Here is an 8,210-nt window from a genome sequence, read left to right as displayed (position 1 = left end):
GCCGCGCTGACACCGCAGCAGCAAGCGGTGTTCGACAGCGCCGTGCCACCTCCGCCGCCGCCCAGTGTGCCCGCTCCGACGGACCCCGGCATCGTCGCGATGCCCGCCCCGCCATCCCTTGCAGCCGCCGTCGTGGACATCCAGGCACTACCCGTCGGCGTCGCGCCCGAGGCCGGCTTGCAGCCCAACGCGATCCTGGCGGCCCGGGCCGTCAGCGCTCAGTTCCCGCAGATCTCCGAGATCGGCGGGGTTCGGCCGGACTCGAAGCCCTGGCATCCCAGCGGGCTGGCGATCGACATCATGATTCCCAACTCGGGCAGTCCCGAGGGCATCGCGCTCGGAGATCAGATCATGGCGTTCGCGATGAACAACGCGGTTCGGTTCGGGGTGCAGGATGTGATCTGGCGTGGCACCTATTACACGCCGGCCGGCCCGCGAGGATCGGGATACGGCCACTTCGACCATGTGCACATCACGGTGATGCGCCGCTGATCTCCGCGCTCACGGGTGCATGTTCCACTGGCCGCAGTCCTGCGCCAGTACGTCGTTGACGTCGACGCGGATCCCTCCGACGATCGGTCCCGGGTTGGATGCGGTGTCGATGATGCGCTGGTAGAGAACTGCGGCGGGATGGATCTGCCCCTTCGACCACGACCGGGTCTGCCAGATCCACGCCTTGCCGGGCGAGCCCGACCTGCCGATGACACCGTCCTCGAGCGCCCACTGGCACGGGTTGATGCCGGCGTAAATCCCGGTGCGCATCTCGCCGATCATCGAGTTGATCCCGCGAAACCACGGCAGGGCAAGGTCGTTCCAGGTGTTGCGGTCGATGTCGTCGTCGACGCTGAAGAAGATCGGTGCGCTCCCGCCGCCACCTGCGGCGGTGTGCAGCTGCCAGGCGGTTCGGGCGTCGGCGACGCCGCCGGCGAACCCCCGCGTGAAATCCGAAGGTGCTGTCCCGCCGGGCTTTCCGTACTGGAAATTGCTGACGATCACCAGACCGGCGGCAGTCAGCGACTTGGCGTAGGGCAGCGTGATCGGCTTGGCGCCGAAGGACGAGCCCGGCCGCGAAGTCGACACGTAGTTGATCACCCCGGAGTGCCCGGCGGCCCGGATGTCCTGGGCGGGAATCTGGCGCATCGCGAAGTCGATCAGGGTGGGACCGGCGGCCGAGGCCCGAGGCGCGTGGACACTTGTTGCTGCACTGAGCCCGGCCAGCGCCGACGCCGCGGCGGCGTAGCGCAGCGCGTCACGCCGGGATACTGACACCGAGCAATGTTACCAATGTGGGGGATGGGGTTGAGATGATCGTAGGGGCCGATGCCACTTCGATGCCTCACTGTTACGCCGACCAAGTTGGCAGGCAATGGTTCTCTGCGCAATGACCGCAGGGTATCGCCAGGCTCCACGTGGGCGGGTACGGCGCGCGGTCGAACATGTGGACTACTGGAAGCAGGATCCGGGCCCCTTACTCGCGATCACCCCGGCGGGGGTTCATCGACGCTCCTGAAGTGACCGTTCAGCGGGCATCCGATCGTGGGCACGCCGTATCGATAGCCCTGCGCCCAGTCGTAGCCGAGTGACAGGAGTGTCTCTTCCTGCTCCCTGGTCTCGACGCCCTCGGCGATCAGTCGCATTCCGAGGTCCGACACCATCTGTATCGCCCAGCGGGCGACGACCGCCTCACCGGCGGCGCTTGCCCCCGCGATGAACGTGCGATCCAACTTGACCACGTCGACCGGCAGATTCTGCAGGTAGGCGAGTGAGGAGTAGCCGGTCCCGAAGTCGTCGATGGCCACCTTTACACCGAGCGAGCGAATATCGCCCAGTACCCGGCGTAGACGTCCCGCCTCCTGAACCATCGCCGATTCCGTCAGTTCGATGGTCAACCGTTCGGGTGAGAATCCGTGGTGAGCGATCAGTTCGGCGACGTAGTCGACGTACTCGGTGTCCACCGTTTTCGCGCTGGCGTTGATGGCGAGGTGAAACGCCTGCGACGGATTCCGCAACAGCTCCAGACACTGCACTACTGCGCACTCGGTGATCCGTCGATCGAGAAGGCGGATCTGACCTGTCTCCTCGGCGAGGGCGATGAATTCGACCGGCAGGATCAAACCGCCCGCCGGTTGGCGCCAGCGGGCCAGCGCCTCTGCTCCGACGATCTGACCGGTTCGCATCGAGACGATGGGTTGGAATGACGGAATCAGTTCGTCGGTCTCGAGCGCCTGATACAGCTGTTGCTCGAGCAACGAACGACGGACCGCCTGACGTGAGAAGTCGTCCCGGTAGAACGCCACACGAGACCCACCTGCACGTTTTGCCGAGTACATGGCCAAATCTCCGCGCCGAAGCAGTTCAGCCGCGTCGCCGACGCCGTCCACATCAGCGACGGCTCCGATGCTGACGTTCACCACGTTCGTCGCACCTTCGACGGTTACCGGATCCCGGAACGCAGCGAGGATCCCGTCGGCCAGGTGCGAGAGCAACGCAGGGGTGGCGTCGCGGATCAACACGACGAACTCGTCGCCGCCGAGACGGAACACGCTGCTGGACCGACCGGCCAGATAGAACGTCACCCGTTCAAGCCGGTCGGCGGTGGCTTTCAGGACGAGGTCGCCCTGGTGGTGTCCGAATGCGTCGTTGATCTGCTTGAAGCGATCCAGGTCGAGGAACAGCAACCCACAATGGTGCAACGCCGAGCTGGATCGCATCGCGCCGTCGATCACACGGGAGAGCGCGCGACGATTTCCGAGACCCGTCAGCGGGTCGACCGCCGCGTGGACCGCCAGCTGCCGGTACACCCATTCGTTCAGCCCGGATTGCACGGCGCGATAGAGACTGTCCGCTGCGATCCGATCGTGCTCGGACCACATGCGGCTGCGGTCGGTGACGTTCTCGACGAACTCCTTGAAAGAACCCCGCGGATGAAGCCGACCGAAATCGTCCTGGCGGACCGTTCCAGTCGAATCGCCGCCCCAGCGGACGGCGCTGAGGACTGGCCGCCGGAACCAGGCAAGGTAGATGTCCGGGGAGCCGGTCAGCTGGGCCACGATCGCCCCTGCACAGCTATCGGGCCTGGCGAGTTCGGGCATATCGGCTGCGAGACAATCCGTCACGTGTACCAGATCCGGCCCGGCCGAACTCAATTGGCGCACCCGCTGATCGATCGCGTCCTGTTCCGGTACATCGCCTAGGCGGAACACCTCGCGACCCACGCGGGCCACCAGTCCATCGGCCTCGACCACAGTCAAGGCATCGTCACTGATCGCTTCGATGCTTCGCAGAGTGTTGTCGCCCGCCGAGAGGTGTCGTCGGAGTTCTTCGGCGAGCGCTGCGATGTGTGCGCGCCGGGTGCGGAAGGACTGCTCGTCCATCGTCGCTGCGACAAAAGAGGCAATGCGACTGACGGTAGCCAGCGCCCGACGATCACTTTGGCTGAGCGATCGAGGCTCGTTGTGGTGCATGACGAACATGCCCGTCAGCTTTCCCAATTGGACCACCGAAATCGTTGCTGTGGCGGCCACACCCATGTTGCGCATGTACTCCAGGTGCACCGGTGAGACGGCGCGTCGGCGAGCGAAACTGAGATCGAGTGTTGCCGGCTCGCCATCTGAAGCCGACCCCAGGAGATGGACAGTCGGCCCGGCGACGTCCTCGATGACCCGCTCGAGTTGAAGGACGTACAACCGACGCGCTTGAGGTGGGATGTCGGCGGCGGGATAGTGCAGCCCGAGGAAAGGCTCCAGGTCAGGCTGGTTGAGGTGCTCGGCGATCACCTCACCGTGATGGTCGGGATGAAACGTGTAGGCCATGGTGCGCGCGTAGCCGAACATCTGTCCGAGGGCCTCGACCGTCTGCTCCGAGAACGCCTGCCAGCTCGCGGCCTCCAGCAGTGTGGCGATCATCGAGGTCGGATCCGTCGCCACCGAGGGAACCTCGCGCTCGATCTCGACGATGTAATGATCACTCGTTGCGTGCGCCGTGATCATCACTGGAACCGTTTCCAGCCAGGGAATCTCAGCTCGCCAACCTTCGATGTCGGCACATCGCCGAAAATCATCGGGGAGTCCGAGTGCATGCGAGACATCGTCAAGCGACGACCCCAAAACCCCTGGTGTGCTCAGCAATTCAGCGATGGGCGCGGCCAGGTTCGATGACACGTGTGTTACGCGCCGACCCACGAGGTCGACTGCGAGAAGCCAGCCGTTCGCCTGGATGGCGTCCGGCGTATGGATCGGCTCGGTTTCGCAGCCCTCGTGGCCGACCACCTTCCACAGTGCTTCGGAATTCCACAACGCGTCGGAGCCTTCGCTCATCTGTCAGGCCCGGCCGATAGATGGTCGGTGAGGGACCGGCGGTGCAGGTCGAAACCGGCTTTCGCGGCTCCTACTGCGGCATTCGTCTCCTCGGGACCCAACCGCTCGAGGGCGTCCAGCACAGCCCGCCAACGATCGGTGAAATGATGGCCGTACGGCCGGAACAGCAGATGCTCGCGTTCGTGTCGCCACCATGGCGCGGTCCGGGCCACCCGAAGTAGGTGCAGACCGCCCAGGGCAGAGCCGACATAGACGTAGAGAAGCCCCACCATCGTTGCCTGTGTGGGTGGACCTGGGGCCAGCAGATCGTCGACTCCACCGGGTGGACGTCGAACAGGCCGGGGTGCGGCGAGTTCGTCCAAGAACGACGATTCGGCATCGATCGCCCTGCGCTTGGAGACATCGGAGGCAGACAATCCTTGACGGCACAATCCGCGTGGGATCCGCGGCAAGGTCACTTCGACGATCTCGGCACATTCGATCAGCGCCCGCACGACTGCAACGTAGTAGCCGACCTCAACCAGACGGTCCGGCGCGATCAATGCATCAACCGACTCGTGATCAGCGGCGGTCGAACGACGAAGCGCAGCGAGGGTCGCCCCTTCTCCGTGTTTCCGTGATAGTGCCACCATTGCCCTGCCCTCGCGAACACCTTGACGTTTGCCGAGCGTGTGTGATTATCCTCTCCGAACAGTGCTTGGTGTGTGACTTGTCGATGTTCTTGCGTGACGACCGCGCAGGGCGCCGCGGGGACATGCCTACCCAGCGGGCGTGATCTCCCCGCCGGAGCCCTTGACCGACGCCTTCGCGCGCTTCTCGGCACGCACCGACCTGCCGCTGCGCACGAACCCGGTCGCCGAGATCGACACCGACAACAGAGCGTCCTCGCCGGCGACGAACGGATGGAATCCGACGCCCGCGCCGCCGCGGCCCTTCACCGGGATGTCCGCGACCTCGGTCACCTTCCAGCCCTTGTCCGAGCGGGACAGGATGGCCTCGCCGTTTGCGCAGGTGACGGGCAGCGCGGCGATGACTTCGTCACCGTCCCCGGCGAGTTTCACGCCCGCGACACCGTTGCCGGCCGCGCCCTGCGGATTCACCGCAGCCGGATCGATGCGCAACACCTTCCCGCGCCGGGTCACCAGCGCCAGATGCGAACCAGGCGCGAGCACACCCGATGCCAGCAGTCCGGTGATGTCCGGGGCGACCGGGATATCGCGGATCTTGTAGGGCAGACCACCACCGGTGGTGAACTTGATGCGCCCGTCGGTCCACACCGCCCACCCCAGACCCGCGGTGAGCAGTTCGCCGTGGCTGTCGGAGAACACGCCGCGGTCGTCCAACCGCCAGGAGGCGTTGACCTTTCGCTCGCGGGCACCGTCCTCGTCGGCGCCGGCAGTCACCGGGGTGGCCTCCGCGTCGAGCACGGTCCGGCGGTCGAATTCGGCGCCTTTGAAGAGCTTTGCCGTTTCCACCAACTCCTGGTCGATCACCTTGCGGCGCGCGTCGGGGTTCGACACCAATTCGGTCAGCTCGGCGAACTCGGCGTCAAGCTTGTCTGCTTCGGCCTGCAGTTCGATCACGTCGAGCTTGGTCAGCCGACGCAGTTGCAGCGCCAGAACGTAATTGGCCTGCTCTTCGTCGATGTTGAATCGCTTCTGCAGTCCCTGGCGGGCGTCATCGACGGTGTCGGAGCTTCGGATCACCGCGACGGCGGCGTCGATGTCGAGATGGATCAGCATCAGGCCGGCCACCAGGTGACGCCGTGCCGTGACCTTCTCCAGCCGATACTCACTGCGCCGCAACACCACCGAATCACGCAGGTGCAGGAACGCGCCGATCAGGTCGCGCACCGTCCACCACCGGGGGACGCGGTCCTCGTCGAGCGCGACCAGGCTGGCAGCGAACGTCGATTCCAGCGGGGTGAGAGCGAGCAGTTGGTCGCGGATCGTGTCGGCGCTGTGTCCGCGCTTGGCGGTGACCACGATGCGCAGCCCGTTGCGCCGGTCGGTGAGGTCGGACATGTCGGCCACCCCGGACATCTCCCCGGATTCGACCAGCGCTCGGATTCGTTCCTGCACAGTGTTGCTCGCGACGCCGGGCGGCAGCTCGGTGACGATGACGTTCTTGCCGTCGACGGTCACCGTGCCGCGGACGGTGAACTGCCCGCGCCCGGTGGTGATGTACTCCCGCAGCCCGGCCGTACCGACCACGCTGGCCCCGCATCCCCAGTCGGGTCCGGGAATGAGCTTCATCAAGGTGTCGTCGGTGGTATTCGGCCGGGCGAGCAGCGCCCGGCACGCGGCCATGATCTCGCGCGGATTGTGCGCAGGCACCTTGGTGGCCCAGCCCTCGGCGATCCCGACCGCACCATTGCAGAGCAGCACCGGCCACCGCGCCGGAAGTACCGTCGGCTCGGTCCATTCACCGTCGAACGTATCGACCATCGGCACCGCGTGATCATCGAGTTCAGCGGTCAGTGCCGCACCGGGCGCCGACAACCGCATCTCGGTGTAGCGGTCGGCCGCGGGAATGTCGCCCTGGATGCGGGGGAATGCGCCCTGTCCGTCAATGACTTTGACACGCTGGAACTCGGCGGCCATCAGTGCCGCCGCGCCGTACATCGACGCCCCGCCGTGCGGGTGCAGGTTGCCGGTTACCGCCGAGCAGACCTTCGAGGACTTCTGGGGCTTGTTGCCGGGCAGCAGTCGCGAGTCGTGCATCTGGTAGAGCAGACGCCGCTGGCCCGGCTTGAGCCCGTCGAACGCGGACGGGATGGCGCGGTCGCTGACGCTGTACAGCGCGAACGTCAGTTGGTAGTGGTTCCAGTAGTCGTCGGCGCTCTGGTCGAGCACCAGGTCGGGGTTCTGCTCGGGGACTTCCAGGGTGGCGGTCACGGTGATTCTCCTACGTCAGGTCCAGCGCAGAGGTGTCGACGCGGGCGGCGATATCCGCCATCCACGAGCGCCTGCCCTCCGGTGGCCCGCCGAACAGAGTGTGGTGCAGCTTGGATTCACCGTCATCGAGGTGCACCCGAATGACGGTGCGGCGCTGGGGATCGAGCACGGTGTTCCAGAAGTCGTCGGCATCCATCTCGCCGAGTCCCTTGTTGCGCTGCACTTCGACCTTGCGTTTGGAGGTCGCGCGCAGTTGGGCCACCGCGGCATCACGCTCGGACTCGTCCTGGCAGTAGATCCGCTCCGTGCCGTCCTTGACCACGAACAGCGGCGGCAGCGTCACGTAGACCATCCCGGCTTCGACGAGCGGCCGGTAGAAGTCCAGGAACATCGAGATCAGGCTGGAGTTGATGTTGCCGCCGTCGGGATCGGCGTCGGAGGCGAACAGCACCCGGTCATACCGGCACAGTTCCGGGTCGCACTGCTCACGCACCCCGCAGCCCAGGATGCGCTCGATCGAATCGAACTCGTCCTTGACCCGTGCCTTGCTCAGCGTGAACCCATAAACGTTGGGCGGCTTGCCTTTCAACGGGAAGGCCGCCTGGAAGGTGGCGTCGCGCGCTGCCTTGATGGTGCCCAGCGCCGAATCGCCCTCACACAGGAAAAGCTCGGCACCCGACCCGCGGCCGGTCTCCCGACTGGGCAGCAGCTTCGGCGGCAGTGACAGATTCGTCCCCAGGCCCTTGGCCTTCGAGGCGGCCCGGGACCGCGCCTTGGCGCCTTCGGCGCTGCGCCGCGCGCGGGCGGCCTCCAGCGCCAGCTTGGTCCACAACGACACCGTGTCCCCGTTGGCGGGGTTGGCCGCCCAGATGGTGACTCCGCGTGCCACATCCGGTGCCATCGCCACGTTCAGCGACCGCGAGGACACCGCGGTCTTGGCCTGGGAGTCCCAGGACACGTCGGGGGCGCGGGTGTCGACGGCCAGGGCGGTGACCGC

General features: G+C 65.9%; 6 protein-coding genes. 1 reads left to right on the top strand and 5 read right to left on the bottom strand.

Annotated features, from left to right (window positions below; all coding sequences use genetic code 11):
* A partial coding sequence (locus tag WA965_RS24900; RefSeq protein ID WP_526448175.1) for a VldE C-terminal domain-containing protein occupies positions 1 to 492 on the top strand: 492 nt, incomplete at its 5' end.
* A 9-nt stretch (positions 493 to 501) separates the two neighbouring features.
* Here the strand turns inward: WA965_RS24900 and WA965_RS24895 are convergent.
* The 5 genes from WA965_RS24895 to WA965_RS24875 all read right to left on the bottom strand — a co-directional run.
* Complete coding sequence (locus WA965_RS24895) at positions 502 to 1,269, bottom strand: glycoside hydrolase domain-containing protein (protein ID WP_526295080.1); 768 nt, start codon at positions 1,267 to 1,269, stop codon at positions 502 to 504.
* Positions 1,270 to 1,478: 209 nt separating this feature from the next.
* A complete protein-coding gene (locus tag WA965_RS24890; protein WP_526295078.1) occupies positions 1,479 to 4,316 on the bottom strand; it encodes a putative bifunctional diguanylate cyclase/phosphodiesterase in 2,838 nt (945 codons plus the stop codon).
* Positions 4,313 to 4,810, bottom strand: coding sequence for a hypothetical protein (locus WA965_RS24885; RefSeq protein WP_526448174.1), 498 nt, complete (start codon positions 4,808 to 4,810; stop codon positions 4,313 to 4,315). The genes WA965_RS24890 and WA965_RS24885 overlap by 4 nt, the downstream gene beginning before the upstream one ends.
* 264 nt (positions 4,811 to 5,074) lie before the next feature.
* Positions 5,075 to 7,213 carry a DNA gyrase subunit A gene (locus tag WA965_RS24880; protein ID WP_526295074.1) on the bottom strand — a complete coding sequence of 713 codons (2,139 nt, stop codon included), beginning with the start codon at positions 7,211 to 7,213 and terminating at the stop codon, positions 5,075 to 5,077.
* Between the two features lie 10 nt (positions 7,214 to 7,223).
* The coding region (locus WA965_RS24875; protein WP_526448173.1) for a toprim domain-containing protein at positions 7,224 to 8,210 on the bottom strand (987 nt) is incomplete at its 5' end.

The sequence above is a fragment of the Mycobacterium sp. genome, assembly GCF_049683935.1.
Taxonomy (GTDB): domain Bacteria; phylum Actinomycetota; class Actinomycetes; order Mycobacteriales; family Mycobacteriaceae; genus Mycobacterium.
This window is presented reverse-complemented; position numbering and strand designations above follow the sequence as displayed.

What these genes read in the sequence shown, in the direction of transcription:
- WA965_RS24890 (WP_526295078.1), bottom strand. Translation starts at nt 4,316, where the DNA reads ATGAGCGAAGGCTCCGACGCGTTGTGGAATTCCGAAGCACTGTGGAAG.